This is a genomic window from Paraburkholderia largidicola (genome assembly GCF_013426895.1).
In the GTDB taxonomy this organism is placed as follows: Bacteria; Pseudomonadota; Gammaproteobacteria; order Burkholderiales; family Burkholderiaceae; genus Paraburkholderia; species Paraburkholderia largidicola.
In genome coordinates, this window is record NZ_AP023176.1 from 952,122 (window position 1) to 970,589 (window position 18,468).

The 18,468-nt window shown below is 63.4% G+C and carries 18 protein-coding genes; 11 read left to right on the forward strand and 7 right to left on the reverse strand.

All coding sequences use genetic code 11. From position 1 onward, the window contains the following. The first annotated feature begins 3 nt into the window (after nt 1–3). The 3 genes from PPGU16_RS33005 to PPGU16_RS33015 all read left to right on the forward strand — a co-directional run bounded on the left by PPGU16_RS33005 (nt 4) and on the right by PPGU16_RS33015 (nt 1,508). A complete protein-coding gene (locus PPGU16_RS33005) occupies nt 4–234 on the forward strand; it encodes a tautomerase family protein (RefSeq protein WP_007579042.1) in 231 nt (76 codons plus the stop codon). Nucleotides 235–268: 34 nt separating this feature from the next. Beyond that, nucleotides 269–475 (forward strand): tautomerase family protein, encoded by a 207-nt coding sequence (locus PPGU16_RS33010; protein ID WP_007579041.1) that lies wholly within the window; start codon nt 269–271, stop codon nt 473–475. 145 nt (nt 476–620) lie between these two features. Then, a complete protein-coding gene (locus tag PPGU16_RS33015; RefSeq protein WP_180726898.1) occupies nt 621–1,508 on the forward strand; it encodes a LysR family transcriptional regulator in 888 nt (295 codons plus the stop codon). Nucleotides 1,509–1,517: 9 nt separating this feature from the next. On the opposite strand, the gene PPGU16_RS33020 is transcribed toward PPGU16_RS33015, so the two are convergent. Then, nucleotides 1,518–2,465: a LysR family transcriptional regulator gene (locus PPGU16_RS33020; protein WP_180726899.1), complete on the reverse strand. Its 948-nt coding sequence runs from the start codon at nt 2,463–2,465 to the stop codon at nt 1,518–1,520. Nucleotides 2,466–2,632: 167 nt separating this feature from the next. Beyond that, nucleotides 2,633–3,058: a VOC family protein gene (locus PPGU16_RS33025; protein WP_180726900.1), complete on the reverse strand. Its 426-nt coding sequence runs from the start codon at nt 3,056–3,058 to the stop codon at nt 2,633–2,635. Between the two features lie 320 nt (nt 3,059–3,378). Here PPGU16_RS33025 and PPGU16_RS33030 point away from each other — a divergent pair, with 320 nt between their 5' ends. Continuing rightward, entirely contained in the window at nt 3,379–4,290 is a 912-nt protein-coding gene (locus tag PPGU16_RS33030; protein ID WP_180726901.1) for a PilZ domain-containing protein, read from the forward strand. A 188-nt stretch (nt 4,291–4,478) separates the two neighbouring features. On the opposite strand, the gene PPGU16_RS33035 is transcribed toward PPGU16_RS33030, so the two are convergent. Continuing rightward, nucleotides 4,479–4,733, reverse strand: a complete 255-nt coding sequence (locus tag PPGU16_RS33035; protein WP_238270644.1) for an H-NS family nucleoid-associated regulatory protein — start codon at nt 4,731–4,733, stop codon at nt 4,479–4,481. Nucleotides 4,734–5,061: 328 nt separating this feature from the next. On the opposite strand from PPGU16_RS33035, the gene PPGU16_RS33040 reads away from it, so the two are divergent. The 7 genes from PPGU16_RS33040 (at nt 5,062) to PPGU16_RS33070 (ending at nt 13,084) form a co-directional block, all read left to right on the forward strand. Continuing rightward, on the forward strand, nt 5,062–5,442 hold the full coding sequence (locus PPGU16_RS33040) for a response regulator transcription factor (RefSeq protein ID WP_180726903.1): 381 nt from the start codon (nt 5,062–5,064) through the stop codon (nt 5,440–5,442). A gap of 284 nt (nt 5,443–5,726) precedes the next feature. Then, nucleotides 5,727–7,928 carry a PAS domain-containing sensor histidine kinase gene (locus PPGU16_RS33045; RefSeq protein ID WP_180726904.1) on the forward strand — a complete coding sequence of 734 codons (2,202 nt, stop codon included), beginning with the start codon at nt 5,727–5,729 and terminating at the stop codon, nt 7,926–7,928. Continuing rightward, nucleotides 7,918–8,595 (forward strand): response regulator transcription factor, encoded by a 678-nt coding sequence (locus tag PPGU16_RS33050; RefSeq protein ID WP_180726905.1) that lies wholly within the window; start codon nt 7,918–7,920, stop codon nt 8,593–8,595. The genes PPGU16_RS33045 and PPGU16_RS33050 overlap by 11 nt, the downstream gene beginning before the upstream one ends. A gap of 956 nt (nt 8,596–9,551) precedes the next feature. After that, the gene (locus PPGU16_RS33055; protein WP_180726906.1) at nt 9,552–10,511 is read left to right on the forward strand and encodes a helix-turn-helix domain-containing protein; all 960 of its coding nucleotides are present in this window, start codon (nt 9,552–9,554) and stop codon (nt 10,509–10,511) included. 70 nt (nt 10,512–10,581) lie between these two features. Next, on the forward strand, nt 10,582–10,968 hold the full coding sequence (locus PPGU16_RS33060) for a DUF3331 domain-containing protein (RefSeq protein WP_180726907.1): 387 nt from the start codon (nt 10,582–10,584) through the stop codon (nt 10,966–10,968). Nucleotides 10,969–11,138: 170 nt separating this feature from the next. After that, complete coding sequence (locus tag PPGU16_RS33065; RefSeq protein ID WP_180726908.1) at nt 11,139–12,074, forward strand: LysR family transcriptional regulator; 936 nt, start codon at nt 11,139–11,141, stop codon at nt 12,072–12,074. Between the two features lie 137 nt (nt 12,075–12,211). Next, nucleotides 12,212–13,084 (forward strand): alpha/beta fold hydrolase, encoded by an 873-nt coding sequence (locus PPGU16_RS33070; protein ID WP_180726909.1) that lies wholly within the window; start codon nt 12,212–12,214, stop codon nt 13,082–13,084. A 22-nt stretch (nt 13,085–13,106) separates the two neighbouring features. On the opposite strand, the gene PPGU16_RS33075 is transcribed toward PPGU16_RS33070, so the two are convergent. The 4 genes from PPGU16_RS33075 to PPGU16_RS33090 all read right to left on the reverse strand — a co-directional run bounded on the left by PPGU16_RS33075 (nt 13,107) and on the right by PPGU16_RS33090 (nt 18,455). After that, nucleotides 13,107–13,613 (reverse strand): Dps family protein, encoded by a 507-nt coding sequence (locus tag PPGU16_RS33075; RefSeq protein WP_180726910.1) that lies wholly within the window; start codon nt 13,611–13,613, stop codon nt 13,107–13,109. Between the two features lie 68 nt (nt 13,614–13,681). Next, a complete protein-coding gene (locus PPGU16_RS33080) occupies nt 13,682–14,671 on the reverse strand; it encodes a cytochrome d ubiquinol oxidase subunit II (protein WP_180726911.1) in 990 nt (329 codons plus the stop codon). A 30-nt stretch (nt 14,672–14,701) separates the two neighbouring features. Beyond that, nucleotides 14,702–16,105: a cytochrome ubiquinol oxidase subunit I gene (locus PPGU16_RS33085; protein ID WP_180726912.1), complete on the reverse strand. Its 1,404-nt coding sequence runs from the start codon at nt 16,103–16,105 to the stop codon at nt 14,702–14,704. After that, on the reverse strand, nt 16,098–18,455 hold the full coding sequence (locus PPGU16_RS33090) for an FdhF/YdeP family oxidoreductase (RefSeq protein ID WP_180726913.1): 2,358 nt from the start codon (nt 18,453–18,455) through the stop codon (nt 16,098–16,100). The genes PPGU16_RS33085 and PPGU16_RS33090 overlap by 8 nt, the downstream gene beginning before the upstream one ends. Nucleotides 18,456–18,468 lie beyond the last annotated feature (13 nt).

Consider the following 18,468-nt stretch of genomic DNA (forward strand, 5'->3'; position numbering starts at 1 on the left):
CGAATGGCCCTGATTTCATGTGATATGCGATACGGTAGAACCGACGAACAGAAGCGTCAGCTAGCAGCGGGTCTGCTGCGTGTGGTGAGCGAGGCGACAGGCGAAACGAAGAACGATATCTTCATTGTGTTTCGCGAGGGCAGGGGGATCAATTTCGTCGAGCATGGCGAGCATCTTCCCGAATACGTGGAAGGCGCAGCCAACGACAAAGAACTGATCAGCCGCCTTAAATAGTTTCATTGCCCGAAACCCCAGCAGGAGTAGCAGCATGCCTTTTATCGAATGCCATATTGCGGCCGGATTGACGCCAGCGCGCCGCGAACAACTGATGCGCGACATCATTCAGGTCACGCACGACGCGATCGGTTCGGACCCGAAGATCATCAATGTGATTCTGCATGAGCATCCGCGCGAGAACATCAGCATATCGAGCCGTATCAATGGCGAGGAATTCAAGGCCCAAAAGACGGGTTGAGGCCTTGCCAGAAGCAACCGCCGTGATCAGCGCGCCGATGCGCAATCCGGCTTTGGTGTAGGATGACGATCGACCTGCGCCGCAGCGCAGTGCAGGCCTGTGATGACCATATCAAGGCCTTGTCGATCTCATCGAGGTACACAGCATGGATGTCGCCGACCTCAAGGTGTTCGAGGCAGTGGCCCGTCACGGCAGCATGAACCGGGCGGCTGCCGAACTTCATACCGTTCAGTCCAACGTGACAGCGCGAATCCGTTCTCTCGAACGGGAAATCGGTGTCACGCTGTTTCAGCGCCATGTGCGCGGTGTCAGCCTGACGCCCGCTGGGCAACGCATGCTGCCGTACGCCGCGCGCATTGCAAAACTGCTGGCGGACGCACGGCTCGCGGCGCTCGACGACGGCCCGCCCGCCGGAGCACTCGCGTTAGGCACGCTCGAAACGACGGCCGCATTGCGCCTGTCGCCGATACTGAGCAACTTCGCCAGAATCTACCCGCAAGTGCGCCTGTCCCTGACCACGGGCACGAGTTGCAGCCTGACGGAAGAGGTGGCTGCGTGCCGGCTCGACGGCGCGTTCGTGGCTGGCCCCGTCGATCATCCTGACTTGCACGCCGAGATGATCTTCCAGGAAGAACTGGTGCTGGTGACGCCGCGCAATCTGCGGTCGATGGATGCGCTACGCACCGTGCCCGACCTCAAGACCATCGTGTTCAGATTGGGGTGCTCGTATCGTCAGCGGCTTGAAGCGCTGCTGGCGGAAATGGGCATCGTGACGGCGACGCCGCTCGAATTTGGTTCGCTCGATGCGATCATCGCGTGCGTCGCGGCAGGCATCGGCGTGACGTTGTTGCCGCGCGGCGTGGTGTCGAACGCGGCCGAACAGGATATCGTCGCGCTGCATTCATTGCCGCCGGAGAAAGCGCAGGTCGCCACGCTCTTTATCCGTCGGCATGACGCCTATGTCTCGAGCGCGATGCAGGCCTTCGTCGAGGTGACGCGCTCGCGTCTCGGCCCTGTGATGGCGGCAGCCTGATTCAGTAGCTTAAGCAGCCTGCGGTTGGGCATCCAGCAGAGGTGCCCGCCGACGCGCGCTGTTGAGGCGAAAGAACTCGGTGCAAAAGTCGACAAAGGTTCTGAAGCGCGCGGGTAGCAATTCCCGGTGCGAATAGAACAGGCAGATTTCGACTTCACTGTCGGAGATAGAACAGCCGGGCAACACGGGCACCAGCTTGCCCATCGCCACGTCTTCTCGCGCCATCGCTTCCGGTAACTCCGCAATGCCCGCGCCCGCCAGCGCCGCGGCGCGCAACAGCACGTCGTTGCCGTCCATCGAAGACATCGGAATCACCTGCACCGGTTCGCCGTTTTCGATTACCTGCACGTAGTTCGTGTTTCGCTGGCGCGATTGGGACGGCAACAGCAGAAAGTGCTCGGTGAGATCCGCCGCGTGATGTGGCGTGCTGCGTTGCGCAAGATAGTCGGCGGAGGCGACGAGGGATCGCGACGACTTGAACAAGGTTCTGCGAATCACAGCCGACTGCTCGACCTGATGTGGCGGAAGCATTGCCATGTCGAACTGCCCGTCATAGAGATTGACGGCGTCTTCATCGACGGAGACCACGAGGTTCACGTTCGGCGCGACCGCGCGATAACTGGACAAGAACTGCGAGAAGGTCTCGCTGACCAGCATCGGATGAATCACCAGACGCAGCTTGCCGCTGTCGACTTCGCGCTCGCGCATGATGCGGCGATTCGCTTCGTCGAGTTCTTCGAGCAGGCGACAGCAACTGAGGTAATAGGATTGCGCTTCTTCCGTCAGCGTGACGGAGCGCGTCGTGCGATGCAGTACGCGCGTCTGGATGGACGCTTCCAGCTTCGCAATGGCCTTCGAAATGGAGCCGGTCGTCACGCCCAGCGAGGTCGCCGCCTTGCTGAAACTCTGATGCTGCGCCGCCGAGACGAACGCCCTCAACATGTAAAGCTGGTCCATGCTCAACCTCTGCTCTGTCGCTGCCCAACTGCACTGGCATCACTCTAGCAACAGATCACGGGGAGATCGCGCGGTTTGTTTTGATAGGGGTATCACCCGCGGTGATAGCTCATCACCGCGGCCTTTCCTGTGGGGCATGGATCAGGGCCTGGCGGGCCTGGTGCGATTCAGCTCGCCGCCGTCAGACGCGGATCGAAGTCGAACTCGAGCCGGATGCCGCCGGGTTCATAGATCATCGTGTGACGTTTCGGTCCCGCGCCGAGGTTCTCAGGCGCGAACTCGACCTTGATGCCCGGCCACTGCGAGACGCGCGCGAAGATCTCATTGAGCGCCTCTTCGCTGCTGGCACGCAACGCCAGATGATGCAGGCCGACGTTGGTCTTGCGGTCGAACTCGACGAGGTTCGCCTGATTCGTGACTTGCCACAGCGTCAGCATCACGTGTCCATCCGACACGAACGCGGCGGGGTAGTCCGGCTTCTCGCCGACCTGCTTCCACTGCAGGCATTCGACGAAGAAGTCGCGCGTCAGCTTCAGGTCGCGAACGGCGAGCCCGACGTGATCGATGCCGGAGGTGAGTGCCTGGGTAGTCATGTCGAATTGTCCTGTGCAGTGAGCGGGCGGCTTGTCCCGTGATAGCACGCGAAACGCAGTAACGCAAACGCGTCGACGCAAACGCCGGTGATGCCGGCCATTATAGGGACGCGACGCCGCGAAGATTCTTGAGCCGCAGGAAACCAACCTTTGCGGCGACCGGCATTGCGCGCGTTGGCGTTTTGCATACGTCTATCGAAACAATCGGGTCGGACAAACGTTTGCCTGGTTGGTCCGGAGGTCGCCGTCGTGCATACTTGCTGCCTGCACGCACTGCGCGAATGCGATGCGGTAAAAAATTCGAGAGGAGAAAACGAGTCATGCCGTTGGTGCCGCTGTCGCAACGGGAGGTCACGATCGGCGTTCCATTGCCGTTTTCCGTCTATACGGCGGACGGCAGGCTGCTGATGGCGCGCGGGCATATCGTTCACAGCGCGGAGCAATGCGAGCGGCTCTTCGCGCAAGGGCCGTTCAGGCAGCCGTTCCCCGGCGAGCGCCGCGACGACGCGGCGCCTGAGGACGGAGACACCACGCCCGCGTCCGCTGGGCGCGCGCGGCGCGGCCATGAAGACCAGACGCTGGTGGGTCCATTTCCCGTGTCGGGCTGCATTCCCGAAGACTTCGTGATCACGCTGGCAAACGGCCCGGCCGTTTCCTCGCGCACGCGTTTCGTCGGCGCGCTCGACGACGTCAGTCTGCTGCTGGCGGGCGCGGGCGTCGATCCCGCATTCGCGCCGGGCGAGGCTGTCGAAGGGCAGTTCATCGCGGGGCGTTATCGCCATGCGTTCGAATCGGAAGTCATCGGCCGGCATGCGACGCCGTTCGACGTGCTGTATCTGCGTTACCCCACGGAAGTCCGCTCGCGCGCACTGCGGCGGCATGTGCGCGTCGGCATCGACGTGACCGCGCGCCTCTCGCAAAACGACCGGCCCATGGCAGGAACGGAAGTCCGAGCAGTCGATCTCAGCGCCGCGGGCGTCGGCCTGCTGGTGAATTCGAACGCGAATTCGCTCGCGCCGGGCGAGCACTTCAAGCTCTCGTTGCCGCTCACGCGTGCCGGGCGCGTGCGCACGGCGCCGCTGAACTGCATCGCGCGCAACCGCCGTACCAAGGACGGGGAAACCCTGGTGGGCGCCGAGTTCGGCAATACCTCGGGCGACGTGCGCGCGCTGGTCAAGGAATATGTGCTGGACGTGCTGACAGGGGCCGTGCCGCCCGAGCGCCAGGCATAGCGCGACAGCCGCCGCGCCCCTGGATCGACGCGAAAAAAAGCCGACGTCGTCGTCGGCTGAATCGGTTCCCGTGGTTACGAGGGGGTGCACAGGAACCGTCGCCATGATAAGGACGCAAAGATGAAGAGACGCTTAAGGCCCGGCGCGATGTCGCATTTGCGTCGTTCGCGCCATGCTGGCCAGCCGCGTCACTCGCACCGGAAGTGATCGATGCTTTGCCCCGCCGCGACCGCGCGGCGCAACCATTCCGGGTGCTCGCCGTCGCCCGTCCACGTATTGCCCCATGCATCGCGGTAGCGGATGCTGTTCGCTTCGTCGATATCCTGCTGCAGCGCGTGTTGCAGTGCTTCCAATGTGATATTGCACTCCTGCATGCGGCGTTTGAGCCAGACAATCAGGCGCTCGCGCGCTTCGCCTTCGAGATGTTCAATGACGGCGGACACGTTGTGTTTCCTCGTTTGCAAGAAGACGGGTCATCCCGTCGATAGGGGTTGAGCCGGGCATACGCCCGCGACGTCGACAATGTAGGGAGGTCGGGCGCCGGCGGGTTTCCGCAAGGCACGCGCGGGTTTTGAAACGCACGGCGGCAGGCCGGAATCAGCCGTAAGGCCGGCCGGCCGGGCTTGACGGGCGGGGCTCGGGGCCGCGCGGAGGGGCAGAACTATACCTACATATGATTCTCGCGGCACGGTGTTTCCCATAAGATGGAATCATCTTGAACGGCATGACGCAAAACCGTGCCGTCGCAAACCACCGGCCGAGGAAAGTCGCTTGCACAACCATCCGATCGCTTCAGTCATCGACGACGACGAATCCGTCCGCACCGCGATGTCTAGCCTTGTTCGTTCGCTGGATTGGGACGTCCGGCTGTTCGCATCGGCCGAGGCGTTCCTTGCATCCGACGTAGACCAGGTCGCGTGCATCATCTCCGATGTGCAAATGCCCGGCATGAGCGGGCTCGACATGTATCGTCATCTGCTCGACAAGGGCGTGACGCAGCCCATCATCTTCATCTCCGCTTTCGCTTCCGACGCGGTGCGCCGCCAGGCACTCGATCTGGGCGCGATGTGCGTGCTGACCAAACCCGTCGACGGCGCGGAAGTGTCGCGCTGCCTCTCGCGGCTCGAACCCGACGGCTCGCAGGCCGAATGAGGCCGGCGCGGGATGCCGCGCCGCGGCCCCTATGACAAGGCTTGTCGAGCTATTCGGATAGAATCCTTACCGGATTGAAATGGGCCGGCTTGCGGGATGTCCGACTGTCGAGCGACGCGTGTGGCGGCGCGAACCAGGGTTCCGCTGCCCGCTGACAAATGCGGCTGATCAATGCAACGGATAGCCGCTAATAAACGCCGCAGACAAGCGCTCGCGAGGACGCCTATGCCGAAGATGTGCCATCCATTCCACTCCACAGCAATACCGCGCGCTCACGGGGCGTCATGATGCTCCGTCCGGGCGCAGGCATGACGTCGGCTCGCGACGCGCGCGTTCTCTTTTCTCTTGCGGGCATTGTCGGCGTGATCGTGTTCGTGATCGACGCGCTGACGCCGCTCGATATCGCCATTGCCGTGCTGTACGTGGTCGTCGTGCTGCTCGTCGCGTCGACGGGCTTGCGGCATGCCACGATCGCAACGGGATGCGCGTGTGCGGCGTTGACGGTGATCGCCTTCCTGATGTCGCACGACGAGAACTATTCGGGCGGCTCGATTGCGCGCGGCATCGTGAGCCTGCTTGCCATCGGCACGACGTCGTTTCTCGCGTTGCGCAACCAGGCGAACACGGTCCGGCTGCAGGAGCAGATCCAGTTGCTGAATCTGACGCACGACGCGATCGTCGCCTACGACATGAGCGATCGCATCACGTTCTGGAACCAGGGCGCGGAAGAACTGTATGGATGGACCGCCGAGCAGGCGATCGGCCAGCGCATCCACGAACTGACGCGCACCAGTTCTGCCATTCCCATCGACGCACTGCGCGACGAGGTCGTGCACAAGGGCCGCTGGGAAGGCGAACTCGAGCGCGTTCGCAGCGACGGCAGCACCGTCGTCGTGTCGAGCCGCTTTGCGCTGTGGCGCGACGACAAGGGCAAGCCGCGCGCAATACTCGCGACCAACAACGACATCACGATGCGCAAGCGCATGGAAGCTGAGTTGCTGCGGCAGCAGGAAGACCTGCGCGCGACCATCGACGCGATTCCCGGCATGGTCTGGAGTTCGTCGCGCGACGGCGAGCTGAGCTATATCAACCGCCGCTGGAACGAGCTGGGCATCACGCTGACGGGCGGCAGCGGCGACGTCTGGACATCGATCGTGCATCCCGACGACTGGCCGGCGATGCACGCGGCGTGGCGCGGCGCGATTGCCACGGGCAAGCCGTTCGAGAACGTCGCACGCATTCGCCAGAGCAACGGCTCGTACCGCTGGATGCATATCGGCGCCGATCCGCTGCGCGATCAGAACGGCGAGATTCTGCGCTGGTACGGCGTCAATACGGATATCGAGGAGCGCAAGCAGGCCGAGCAGGCGCTGGAGCGCAGCGAGGCGTTCCTGTCCGACGCGCAGCGCCTGAGCCGCACGGGCAGCATCGCGACGCGCTTGCCCGCGGGCGAAATGTGGTGGTCCGACGAGGTCTACCGGATCTTCGAATATGCGCCCGACTACACGCCGGGCATCGAGCTGGTTCTCGCGCGCACGCATCCCGACGATCTCGTGCTGGTGCGCGAGGCGTACGAATCGGCGTTGTCGGGCGCGCCGTACATCGACAACGAGCACCGGCTGCTGATGCCCGATGGGCGGATCAAGTACGTGCACTACGTCGCGCATCTGGCCGTGCCGAAGTCGGACAGCATCGAATACGTGGGGGCGCTGATGGACGTGACGGAGCGCCAGCTCGCGCAGGACGCGCTCGACCGCTCGACGGCGGAACTCGCGCACGTCACGCGCGTGACGATGCTTGGCGAACTCGCTGCGTCGATCGCGCACGAAGTCACGCAGCCGCTTGCCGCGATCGTCACGGCGGGCGATGCCGCGACGCGCTGGCTGAACCGCGCGAAGCCCGATCTCGGCGAAGTGGGCCAGTCGATCAGCCAGATGGTGCGCGACGCGAAGCGCGCCAGCGACGTGATCCGCCAGATACGCTCGATGGCGCAGAAGCGCGATCCGAGCCAGGCGGTGCTCGATCTGAACGGTATCGTGAGAGAATCAATCGAGCTCGTGCGGCGCGAGCTGGACGCCGCGCGGGTCGAGCTGGAAGCCTGCTACGCGGAGCCGCCGCCGCTGGTTTGCGGTGACCGCGTGCAGCTGCAGCAGGTCGTCATCAATCTGGTGATGAATGGCGTGCAGGCGATGGCGGGCGTGACCGGGCGAGCGCGGCGCATGCGCATCGCCACGACGCAGGTGGACGGGCAGTATGGGCAGGTCGCCATCGAAGATTCGGGAACGGGCATCAGCGAGGAGAACGTGGGGCGGCTCTTCAACGCGTTCTTCACGACCAAGGCGGATGGTATGGGCATGGGGCTGTCGATTTGCCGGTCCATCGTCGAGGCGCACGGCGGCCGTATCTGGGCCGAGTCTGAGGAAGGACAGGGCGCAACGATGCAATTCGTTTTGCCGATCGATAAAGGAACGTGTGATGAGCAGTGATGAAATGAACGACGCGAATCAGTCGATCGTTTATGTCGTCGACGACGACGATTCGATGCGCGCGGCCGTCACGATGCTGCTGCGGTCGGTGGGCTTGCGGGTCGAGGCGTTTGCGTCTGCGCAGGAGTTTTTGTCGCTGGACAAGCCGGATATTCCTAGCTGCCTGATTCTGGATGTGCGGCTGAAGGGGCAGAGCGGGCTCGCTGTGCAGGAGCAGATCGCTGCGGGCAACGTGCATGTGCCCATTATCTTTATGACTGCGCATGGCGATATTGCGATGTCCGTCAAGGCCATGAAGGCCGGTGCTATGGACTTTCTCGCCAAGCCGTTTCGCGACCAGGACATGCTGGATGCCGTTGCGACTGCGCTCGCTAAAGATGAGGAACGGAGAAAGTCCGAACGTTCGGTTTCTGATCTGCGGAAAAGGTATGAGTCGCTGACGCCGCGAGAGCGTGAAGTGATGGCTTTTGTTGCCAGTGGGCTGATGAACAAGCAGATTGCTGCTGAGATGAATCTGAGTGAGATTACCGTCAAGATTCATCGTGGGCAGGCGATGAAGAAGATGGAGTCCCGGTCGTTGGCGGATTTTGTTCTTAAGGCTGAAGCGCTTGGGGTTAAGTCTTTGGAGGCGGGGGCGGGGTCTACGCGGACGCAGCGCGGGTCTTAAATTTGCTGCGGGCCGCGTCTGTTCGGTTGTGGCGTTTGGTGTTTCGGGCTTTTTTGCGCTGGCATCCGCGCAATGTTATTGGTGCTTCAAGCGTTGCCCCTGTGCGGGGCGGCACCTACTTTTCTTTGCCGCCGCAAAGAAAAGTAGGCAAAAGAAAGCGGCTAACACCGCCAGTTCTTGTATTCGCCTGAGGGCCCCCGGAGGGTCTTACACTTCACACGGCAACGCGCCAGTCCGCGCTCGTTGCCAACGTTCTCTCAGTCCGCCTCACCCGCTTCAGGCACCCGCATTACAGCGTGCCATGCCAGATATTCCTCCGCCGCCCAGGTGGCAAACTGTGTGTAGGCTCAAGTGCTCCACACGCATCACTCCGGACTGAGAAGCAAGGGCGGTGTCTCTTGTAAGAGCGCGGACCTTTTCGGCACTACAACCTACACACAGTTTGCCGCCTGGGCGGCACAAACCATTTGCTGCCGCTGGCGCTTGTACGGGCGTTTGAAGCGGGTGAGGCATCCATTCAAAGCATTGGCAACGCACGCGAGCAGAAATGCTGCCGTGTGAAGCGTAGGACCGGTTGGGGGCCCTCAGGCAGAAACAAGAACTGGCGGTGTTAGCCGCTTTCTTTTGCCTACTTTTCTTTGCGGCGGCAAAGAAAAGTAGGTGCCGCCCCGCACAGGGGCGACGCGTGAAGCACGAAAGCAAAACGCGGATGCCAGCGAACCCACAGGCAAACCACCACAACGCAGCGAGCCAGCAAAAAAAAACCAAAAAACCCAACCCAGCCACCCGCGCGGCAGACCCGGTATTAAACCTTGATATAGGTTGACTCAACCATTCGACTGCAAGGGCAACCCTATGTACGGCTAGTCGCGCCAGGCCCATCCGTTTAACTTTGATTCCATCGCGGCAGCGTCATCTACGCCGCAACCGAATCACTGAAACCGGAAGAACCTGCCATGACCACCGCACTGATCGACCTGCCCGCTCCGCTTGCCGATGTCGTGTCGCGCCGCCCGGCATCCCCCATCGTCGCCGAGCAGCAATGGCGCCGCATGAACGCCTCCGCATACGACGCCGCGCCCCAACGCGATAACGTCGTCGTCATGCGCTGGACCCACGGCGGCGACGCGCCGCTCGATGTGTCGAACGAAGGCAGCGTCGCCGATCACTGCATCGGCCTGAATCTGAAGTGCGCGGCACTCACCTTCGATCACGCCGGCCGCAGGCTCGTGCATGGCCGTCTGACGGCAGGCGCCGTGCAGGTGACCGCGCCCGGCGTGCCGACCCGAGCCGTGTTCGCATCGTCCGCCGACGTGCTGCATCTGTTCGTGTCGCAGCAGGTGCTCGCCGAGTGCCATCAGGACCTGTTCCAGCATTCGCGCGACGGCGACATCGTGCTCGACGATCCCGAACTCATCCGCGACCCCGTGCTCGAGCGTCTCGGCCAGGCGCTGGCCGTCTCGCAGAGCAACGACGCCGCCCTCGGCAAGATGTTCACCGACAGCGTCAGCCTCGCCATCGTGTCGCATATCGTCGGGCGTCATTTCGCTGGCGCGACCCGCCGTTCGCGCGAGGCCGCGCCGCTGCCGCAGTGGCGCATGAACCGCGTGATCGAATTCGTCGAAGCCCACCTCGCCGAACCCATCGGACTCGCCGACATCGCGGCGAGCGCCGGCCTCACGCGCATGCATTTCGCCGCGCAGTTCCGCCGCGCAACGGGCGTGCGCCCGCATGAATATCTGCTGCGCCGGCGCGTCGAGCATGCGCAGCATCTGCTCGTGACATCGAAGCACAACGTCATGGATGTCGCACTCAGCTGCGGATTCCGCTCCCAGGCGCACTTCACGACGGTGTTCAAGAAGTTCGTCGGCGAAACGCCGCATCGCTGGAAAGAAAAGACCAGCGACGCGCGCTAACGCGCCGTCCCGACCTTCAGACAGTTCAGAAGCCTCGCCCGAACCGATCGCTTTCCACAGGAGTTTCGACATGCTGGCAAACGCAAACGTGATGGATCCATGGACCCAGACCATCGGTCTGCTAGGAACGACCTCGCGCCTGATGGCCGTCACGGAAGCCGCAGCGCAGCCGCGTCACAAGACGCGCAGCGCGGATGAGCCGGTCGGCGCGCAGGTCACGCTGATCGACCGTCCGACGCCGTCGACGGCTACCATCGCATGGCGCGATTCGACGCGCGGCTGTTTCGGCGATCAGGTCTGGCGCATGGCGCGTGCCCGCCTGCCGGGCTTCTGCGCGATGAGCGGCCAGGCCATTCGCCCCGGCGACGCGGTGTACAAGCCGAACCCGCGGCCCACCCCCGTCAATGGCGATGCGATGATCCTGGCGTCCGTGCTGCGCGACGCGGAGACCCTCTGAACGGCGCGCATCGTGCCATGCCGGCGACTTGCGATGTCCCCTGCCATGCGAGCCACACGGCGCGTATGGCATAGTCCCCGCCTGGGGACGCAATGCGGCCGCGAACGGGTGTACCAGACGCACCGGACGCATTGCGCGAGATGGAATGTTCACTTTGCCTGGGTCAGCGAATGGCAGATATCGTCGGCAGCATGCGCGTCTTTGCCCGGGTGGTCGAGACGGGTTCCTTCACTGCGGTTGCGAAAGAGAACGACGTAACGGCTGCGCAGATTTCGCGTGCGGTCACGGCGCTCGAAGAGCAGTTGCAGACGGCGCTGCTGCATCGTACGACGCGCCACCTGTCGCTGACGGAAGCGGGCACCCGTTTCTACGAACGCGCGAAGGCGATTCTCGCGGACCTCGATGCGGCAACCGACGAGGCGCGCAATGCGAGCGTGTCGCCGGCGGGCAAGGTGCGGCTTCATTGCGCGCCGGGTCTCGCGCAAAGCACGGTAGCGGCGGCGCTGGTCGCCTATCAGCGCGCGTATCCCGACGTCTCCGTCGAGCTGAAGATCGAGCAGAGCATGCCGAATCTGGTCGAGGACGGCTACGACGTGTCGCTGATCTCGGCGACGCAGCTTCCCGATTCCGCGTATGTCGCGCAGTCGCTCGGTTCCGCGTGGTCGTTGATGGTGGCCTCGCCCGGTTACGTCAGGCAGAACGGCATGCCGCTCACAGCCGACGATCTCGCCCCGCATGCGCTGCTCAAGCTCGAAACCCCCGTTTCGCCCCCCGACGAATGGCACCTCGAAAGTGCGCACGACACGCAGGTGGTGACGCTCGCGCATGCGCCGCTGCAGGTCAACGCGCCCGACGTGATCGGCACGCTCGCGACCTATACCGCTGTCGATGATCTCGTCTCCGGCAAGCTGGTGCGGGTGTTGCCGCAGTACCGGCTCAAGCCGTTCACGGTGTACGCCGTGTATCCTTCGCGGCGCTATCTGGAGGCGAAAGTCCGCACCTTGCTCGATCACCTGCGTTCGACGCTGACGCCCGCGCTCGACAACGCCAGCGAACGCATCGAAGCACTGAGCCGCGCAGTCGAGCCGGCCGCGAAACGGGCTTGAATCAACGTTTGAATCGATACGATTACCCGCAGCGCCATCAAGACTCTTTATCCCCGCACCTGGCTTAATCACAGGCCGCGTGCTCAATAGACTGATTCTCAACCGGCATCGACCGGATCACCATTGGAGAATCAGTCATGACGAACACGATCGACCTCACGCCTCACACGGTCACAGCAAACGGCATTCGCCAGCACTATGTCGAAGCGGGCGAAGGCGCGCCCGTCGTGCTGCTGCACGGATTTCCCGAAACGCATTACGCGTGGCGTCATCAGATTCCCGTGCTCGCGCAGCACTATCGCGTGATCGCGCCGGATCTGCGCGGCTACGGCGATACCGACAAGCCCGCGAGCGGCTACGACAAGCGGACCATGGCGAACGACCTGCGCGCGTTGTTGAGGACGCTGTCGATCGATCGCGTGGCGCTCGTCGGCCACGATCGCGGCGCGCGCGTGGCGACGCGCTTTGCCAAGGATCATCCCGAAGCGGTGGATCGTCTCGTCGTGATGGACAACGTGCCGACCCGCATCGTCGCGCAATCGATCGACGCGAACATCGCGCGGGCCTACTGGTTCTTCCTGTTCCATCAGGTGCCCGACCTGCCGGAGACGCTGATCGCGGGCAAGGAGCGTGCATGGCTGCGGCACTTCTTCTCGGACTGGTGCTACGACCCGAACGCGATTTCGGGCGAGGCATTCGAGACATACGTGCGTGCGTACGAAGCGCCCGGCGCGGTGCGCGGCGCGATGGCCGACTATCGCGCGAACGCCGTCGACGTTGCGCACGACAAGGAAGACGCCGACGTGCTGATCGAAGCGCCGACGCTCGCGCTGTGGGGCGAGGCGTTCTATGCGGTGGGCCAGATGTTCGACATGGCGAACGTCTGGAAGGGCATGGCGCGCGATGTCGTGACGCACGCGATTCCGCGCGCGGGACATCTGCCGCATGAAGAGCAGCCGGAGATCGTCAACCGGATTCTGGTCGACTTTCTCGAAGGCTGGAAAGGCTGAAGCTCGCGCGAGTGACGGCGCGTTACCGGTTCGCTGCGGCGAGAGACCACGCACGCCGCTGCGCGTCGGCGATCCAGTTCTCCAGCAGGCTCGCCGTCGCGACATCCTGATGCTTTTCGCAGGTCGCGTGCGCGCTCAGCATGAAGGCGGCGAGCCGCAGGTTGTCGGCGCGCAACTCGGCGAGCATCTGCTGCGGCGGCACGACGGGCACCTCGTTCCCGGCGAGCCGTTGCAGGCGCGCGATATCGTTGATCGAATGCAGCGTCGTGCCGCCGATCATGCGAACGCGCTCGGCAATCGCATCCGTGATCCCGAAGATGCGCTCGCCTTGTTCTTCGAGCAGCAGATGGCAATCGCGGAACTGCGGACCGAACCTATGCCAGTGAAAGTTCTTCGTCTTCAGATACAGCGCGAACACATCGGCGAGCAACGGGTTCAGGTGCGACGAAATATCCTCGACAGCATGTTCGCTGAAAGGCCTGAACTGCGCAGCGGGTGTCGCGTCGACAAAGGCATAAGAATGGGACATGACGGTGTTCCAGGAATGTGAGGCCGATGCGGCCGGAAGCGTGGCCGCATCGTCGAACATAAGAAGCGTCACTCGCCCGCGTGCGCTTCGCCGATGACCTTGCCGCGGAAGATGTAGTACTGGTACAGGTTGTAGCCGATCATCACAGGGAAGATCAGCCCGATACCGGCCAGCATGAACGCGAGCGTGTGCGAATCGGAAGCGGCCTGCACGATGCCCAGCTTGCCCGGCACGAAGTCCGGAAACAGGCTGACGGCAAGGCCGACGAACGACACGATGAACAGCGTCACCGCGCCGCGAAACGGCCCGCGCGACGCGCCCATGTACAGCGACGCCACGATGAACGCGAAGGCCAGCGCCGCCGCGAGGCCGAGCGCGATCAGCACATGCATGACACCCGGCTGCGTCCAGCGGTCGAGGCCGACATCGCTGAAGAACCACGTCGCGATGGTCAGCAGCAGCGCAGCCGCAACCGTCAGCATCGCGCTCAGCAGCGCGAGACGGCGCGACCATTGCTCGATCATGCCCACCGTCTTCTTGACCAGATACGTCGCGCCCAGCAGTGCATAGCCCGCGACCACGCCGATCGCCGCCACGACGATGAAACCCTGGCTCATCTCGCCGGGCACGAGGCCCGTGATGATCTTGCCGAGCACGACGCCTTGCGCGAGTGCGGCGACGAGGCTGCCGATGCCGAACACCTTGTCCCACAGCGGACCATGATCGACGCTGTGACGGAATTCGATCGCCGCGCCGCGCATGATGAGCCCGGCGATCAGCGCCATGATGGGCAGGTAGAGATCCTGCATCAGCTGTGCGTACGCAAGCGGAAATGCGCCGAACAGTCCGCCGCCGAGCACGACGAGCCAGGTTTCGTTCGCGTCCCAGACGTGGCCGATCGACTCGACCATCACGTCGCGATCTTCGCGCCGCGTGCGCAGCAGGCTGAGAATGCCGACGCCGAGATCGAAGCCGTCCGTCACGACGTAGAAGACCAGCATCAGGCCGAGCAGACCGAACCACGTGTAGGCCAGTAGCGAATGGGTAGAGCTATCCATGAGGCAACCTTTTGAGCGGAGTACGCGGCATCAATAGCCGGAGATGGAAGTCGGCGTCGTCGCGGCACGCGCTGTGACGATGGCGGGCGGCACGCTGGTCAGATCAGGACCGTTTCGCAGCCAGCGACGCGCGAGGACGAAGAACGTGACGAGCAGCACGACATAGAACGCGAAGAACATCACCATGCTCAGCGAGATCGACGAGGGCGCGACGGTCGATGCCGCCTGGCTGGTACGCAGCAGCCCATACACGACCCACGGCTGACGTCCCACTTCACGCACGATCCAGCCTGCTTCGACGGCGACATACGGCAGCGGAATGCACAGCACCCACGCGAGCAGCAGCTTGCGGCGCGCCAGCAGCGCAGCGAGGCTGCCGCGTGCCTTGCGCAGCGCGTAGACGGTCCAGAACGCCAGCAGCATGAAGCAGAAGCCGATGCCCGCCATCACGCGGAACGCGTAGTAGAGCAGGGGGATCATCGGCGGCTGGTCTTCGGGCTTGAAGTCGGTGAGGCCCTTCACCTGGCCGTGCAGCGAGTGCGTGCCGAGCACGCTCAGCATGCCAGGGACTTCCAGCGACCAGTCGTTGCGCTGCGCCGCTTTGTCCGGCCACGCGAGCAGCGACCACGACGCACCCGTACCGGGCGCATTGGTGTGCCAGTGACCTTCGATGGCCGCGCCCTTCGCGGGCTGCGTTTCGAACACGCTCACGCCACTCGAATCGCCGAGCCAGATCTGCAACGGCGCAGCGATCACGAGCACGGCGAGCGCGATCTTGAACGAGCGCGCGAAGAACTCGGGGTGGCGCTGGCGGAACAGGTTGTACGCGGAGATGCCCGCGATCACGAACATGCCCGTTTCGATTGCCGCGACCCACATGTGCGACACACCCCACACCATGTCGGGATTGAAGATCGCGGCCAGATAGTTGGTCACCTCGATCTTGCCGTCGACCACGGTGTAACCCGCGGGCGTCTGCATCCACGAGTTGGCGACCATGATCCAGAACGCGGAGATGCTGGAGCCGAGCGCGACCATCCCCGTTGCGAACAGATGCACGCCGCGCGGCACGCGGCCCCAGCCGAGCAGCATCACGCCGACGAAGCCCGCTTCGAGCATGAAGGCCATCGCGCCTTCGAAGCCGAGAATGTTGCCGATGAACTGGCCGGCGTACTGCGAGAAGCCGGCCCAGTTGGTGCCGAACTGAAACTCCATCGGAATGCCGCTGACCACGCCCACCGCGAAGTTCAGCACCAGCAGCTTGCTCCAGAAGCGCGCCTGACGGTAGTACATCACGTCGCCCGTCTTGATCCACAGCGCTTCGATGAGGAAGAGAAAAGCGGACAGGCTGATGGTCAGGATCGGCCACAGGATGTGGAAGATCGCGGTCATCGCGAACTGCGCACGCGACAGGTTGGCAACATGATCAAGCATGGCTGGCCTCCTCGGCTTGCGGCGCGGCTTGCACGACGATGGCGCGCGTCGCGGAGTCGGGGCCGACGGCGGCGGCGCGCACGATCTTCACGGGCACAGACTTGTACGACGGCGTGCGGCTTTGCGGATCGAACGCGTAGAGCGGCACTAGCGGATTCACCTCGGGGTAGTACGCGCCGCAGCATCCGTCGGGCAGCGAATACTCGACCACCTTGAAGCTGCGGACCACGCGTTCGATGCCATCCGTCGAGAGCGCGACGATATTGACGCGCTCGCCCGGATGCAGCCCGCGCTTTTGCAGCTCATGCTGGTTCATGAACACGACGTCACGCTGGCCGAACACGCCGCGATAGCGGTCCGAGTGCGAATAGAGCGTGGTGTTGTACTGATCGTGGCTGCGCATGGTGGTGAGCCACAGTGCGTCGGGATCGTCGTGCCACGGGTTCTCGTCGAGCCCCTTGAAGACGAGGAAATTCGCGCGGCCCGTCGGCGTGTCCCACACGCGTTCGCGCGCGCTCGACGTCAGATGGAAACCGCCCGGCACGCGGATACGTTCGTTGTATGCCTGGAAAATCGGGAACACGATTTCGATTGCATCGCGAATATGGTCGTAGTTCGCCACCATCTGCTCCCAGGGCACCCGTGACTTTTCGCCGAGCGTCGCGCGCGCAATGCCCGCGACGATGGCCGGCTCGCTCATCAGATGCGGCGACGCAGGTTCGTTGCGCCCGGCGGACGCGTGCACCATCGACATCGAATCTTCGACGGTGATCGATTGCGGACCGCCCGCCTGAATGTCGATTTCCGTGCGGCCGAGGCACGGCAGAATCAGCGCTTCCTTGCCGTGCACGAGATGGCTGCGATTGAGCTTGGTCGCGATGTGCACGGTCAGATCGAGCTTGCGGATCGCTTCCTGCATGCGCACCCAGTCGGGAATCGCGGCCGCGAAATTGCCGCCCAGGCCGATGAACACTTTGGCGTCGCCGCGCATCATCGCTTCGAGCGTCGCGATCACGTCGTTGCCGTGGTTGGCGGGCGGCCGAAAACCGAAGGCGCGTTCGATGCCTTCAATCAAGCCCTTGCTCGGTTTCTCGGTGATGCCGACCGTGCGGTTGCCTTGCACGTTGGAGTGTCCGCGCACCGGGCAGATGCCCGCGCCTTCGCGGCCGACGTTGCCGCGCAGCAGCGCGAGATTGGCGATCTGCTGGACGTTTTCCGTGCCGCGATGGTGCTGCGTAATGCCCATGCCGTACACGAGAATCGCGTTCTTGGCCTGCATGTAGAGGTTGGCCGCATTCTCGATATCGGCGCGCGACAGGCCCGAATGCCGTTCGATCGCATCCCATGACGTTGCGCGCAGATCGTCGAGCAACGCATCGATGCCGTGCGTATGGCCTTCGATGAATTCGATATCGAGGATGCGCGGTTTATCGGCGGCGAGCGCGGCGTCGTCGGCTTCGACGATGGCCTTCATCATTCCCTTGAGCACGGCGACGTCGCCGCCCACCTTGACCTGATACAGGAACGTGCTGATGGGCGTGTAGCCGAGCGTCGCCATTTCGACGGGATTCTGCGGCGACGCGAAGCGCTCCAGCGCTCGCTCGCGGAACGGATTGAACGACACGATCTTCGCGCCGCGGCGCGATGCCGAATGCAGGTCGCTCATCATCCGCGGGCTGTTGGTGCCGGGATTCTGCCCGAAGATGAAGATCGCATCGGCGTGTTCGAAGTCTTCCAGCAGCACGGTGCCTTTACCGACGCCGATCGATTGCGGCAAGCCGACGCTCGTCGCTTCGTGGCACATGTTCGAGCAGTCGGGGAAGTTGTTGCTGCCGAATTCGCGGACGAACAGCTGGTAGAGAAATGCCGCTTCGTTCGACGCGCGGCCCGACGTATAGAAATCGGCCTGATCGGGATGATCGAGCGCGTTCAGATGGCGGCCCACGAGCGCGAAGGCATCTTCCCAGCTGATGGGCGCATAGCGGTCCGTGATCGCGTCATAGACCATCGGATGCGTCAGACGACCGACCATTTCGAGGTCGTAGTCGTCCCATGCGGTCAGCTCGGAAACGCTGTGCGCGGCGAAGAACTCGGGCGTGCAGCGGTTCACGGTCGCTTCCCATGCGACGGCCTTCGCGCCGTTCTCGCAGAATTCGAAAGACGACGTGTGCTTCGGGTCGGGCCACGCGCAACCCGGACAGTCGAAGCCTTGCGGCTGGTTCATGTGCAGCAGCGTCTTGGCGCCGGAGACGGGGATGCCCTGAAGCGTCAGCGCTTCACCCGTTGCCTTGAGCGCGCCCCAACCGCCTGCGGGGTCGCTGTAAATGCGGATCACCTTTTTTTTGCCCATTTCCGTTTCCTGT

Bases quoted from the DNA above. Each gene is read 5' to 3' on its own strand.
- PPGU16_RS33005 (WP_007579042.1), top strand. From the start codon at position 4: ATGGCCCTGATTTCATGTGATATGCGATACGGTAGAACCGACGAACAG.
- PPGU16_RS33010 (WP_007579041.1), top strand. From the start codon at position 269: ATGCCTTTTATCGAATGCCATATTGCGGCCGGATTGACGCCAGCGCGC.
- PPGU16_RS33015 (WP_180726898.1), top strand. From the start codon at position 621: ATGGATGTCGCCGACCTCAAGGTGTTCGAGGCAGTGGCCCGTCACGGC.
- PPGU16_RS33020 (WP_180726899.1), bottom strand. From the start codon at position 2,465: ATGGACCAGCTTTACATGTTGAGGGCGTTCGTCTCGGCGGCGCAGCAT.
- PPGU16_RS33025 (WP_180726900.1), bottom strand. From the start codon at position 3,058: ATGACTACCCAGGCACTCACCTCCGGCATCGATCACGTCGGGCTCGCC.
- PPGU16_RS33030 (WP_180726901.1), top strand. From the start codon at position 3,379: ATGCCGTTGGTGCCGCTGTCGCAACGGGAGGTCACGATCGGCGTTCCA.
- PPGU16_RS33045 (WP_180726904.1), top strand. From the start codon at position 5,727: ATGATGCTCCGTCCGGGCGCAGGCATGACGTCGGCTCGCGACGCGCGC.
- PPGU16_RS33050 (WP_180726905.1), top strand. From the start codon at position 7,918: ATGAGCAGTGATGAAATGAACGACGCGAATCAGTCGATCGTTTATGTC.
- PPGU16_RS33055 (WP_180726906.1), top strand. From the start codon at position 9,552: ATGACCACCGCACTGATCGACCTGCCCGCTCCGCTTGCCGATGTCGTG.
- PPGU16_RS33060 (WP_180726907.1), top strand. From the start codon at position 10,582: ATGCTGGCAAACGCAAACGTGATGGATCCATGGACCCAGACCATCGGT.
- PPGU16_RS33065 (WP_180726908.1), top strand. From the start codon at position 11,139: ATGGCAGATATCGTCGGCAGCATGCGCGTCTTTGCCCGGGTGGTCGAG.
- PPGU16_RS33070 (WP_180726909.1), top strand. From the start codon at position 12,212: ATGACGAACACGATCGACCTCACGCCTCACACGGTCACAGCAAACGGC.
- PPGU16_RS33075 (WP_180726910.1), bottom strand. From the start codon at position 13,613: ATGTCCCATTCTTATGCCTTTGTCGACGCGACACCCGCTGCGCAGTTC.
- PPGU16_RS33080 (WP_180726911.1), bottom strand. From the start codon at position 14,671: ATGGATAGCTCTACCCATTCGCTACTGGCCTACACGTGGTTCGGTCTG.
- PPGU16_RS33085 (WP_180726912.1), bottom strand. From the start codon at position 16,105: ATGCTTGATCATGTTGCCAACCTGTCGCGTGCGCAGTTCGCGATGACC.
- PPGU16_RS33090 (WP_180726913.1), bottom strand. From the start codon at position 18,455: ATGGGCAAAAAAAAGGTGATCCGCATTTACAGCGACCCCGCAGGCGGT.